This window comes from Streptomyces calidiresistens (genome assembly GCF_014141525.1).
GTDB classification, from domain to species: Bacteria; Actinomycetota; Actinomycetes; order Streptomycetales; family Streptomycetaceae; genus Streptomyces; species Streptomyces calidiresistens.
In genome coordinates, this window is sequence record NZ_VKHS01001340.1 from 1 (window position 1) to 862 (window position 862).

Annotated in this window: 1 protein-coding gene; it reads right to left on the bottom strand. The window is 75.5% G+C overall.

Going from position 1 to position 862, the window contains the following annotated elements:
• Nucleotides 1-594: SRPBCC family protein (locus tag FOE67_RS27205; RefSeq protein WP_182667474.1), on the bottom strand; the 594-nt coding region annotated here is incomplete at its 3' end.
• Nucleotides 595-862: the final 268 nt, after the last annotated feature.

Genomic DNA, 862 nt, shown 5'->3' on the forward strand with positions numbered 1-862 from the left:
CGGGGGCGGTGTCCCGGGCGGCGGCCCGGGAGGGGCGAGGTGTCCGGGGACGGACGGTGCGGCATCCGGCGCGTTCCCGGCCGGGTCGTTCGACCCGTCCTCACCGTTCACCCCCTCGCCGATGGCGGGCACGGCCTCGCCCACCCGCTCGGTGTACCGGGCCACCGCCCGCTCGGCCAGCGCCTCGTTCAGCAGTCGGAAGTCGTGCTCGGCGTTGCGGATCACCGAGCCCAGCACCGGCACCAGCACCCCCCGGAAGGTCTCGCCGTGCTCCAGCCGGGTGACGGGGTTCTCCGGGGTGCCGAGATCGGTGAGCAGGAAGTGGTGTTCACCGTCGAACAGCCCCGGCATCAACAACCTCCCCCGCCACCGCAGCTCCGTCTCCACCTCGGCGACCAGCACCTTCGGCCGGAAGCTCATGGGCCGCCCCTTGGTGGGGTGCATGCGCAGCACCAGCGTGCCGCCGCGTTCCGCCCGGCCCCCGGCCTCCCGGATGAAGGGGTTCCACTCGCCGTAGCGGGGGAAGTCCAGCAGCACCTCCCACACGTCCTCCGGCGGGGCGGGAATCTCGATCTCGGTGGTGACGCTGCGCACGGCGTTCGTTCTCCTCGAGGCGGCTCGGGCGACGCGCCGGGGGAGGCGCGGTGACGGACGGTACACGGCGCGCGACGGTGGGCGCGGGCGCGCGACCCCGCTGCGCGGGGCCGATGATGTCACGGCTCGTGGGAACGGACGCGGAGCGCACTTCCCCGGTTGCCGGCATTCCCGGCCGGGCGGGCGGGTACCGGTCGGGAAGGCGCCGGCGCGACGCCGCGGGCGCGCGCCGCGCACCGTCCGTCACCGCCCCGGAGAGGCCCGTGCC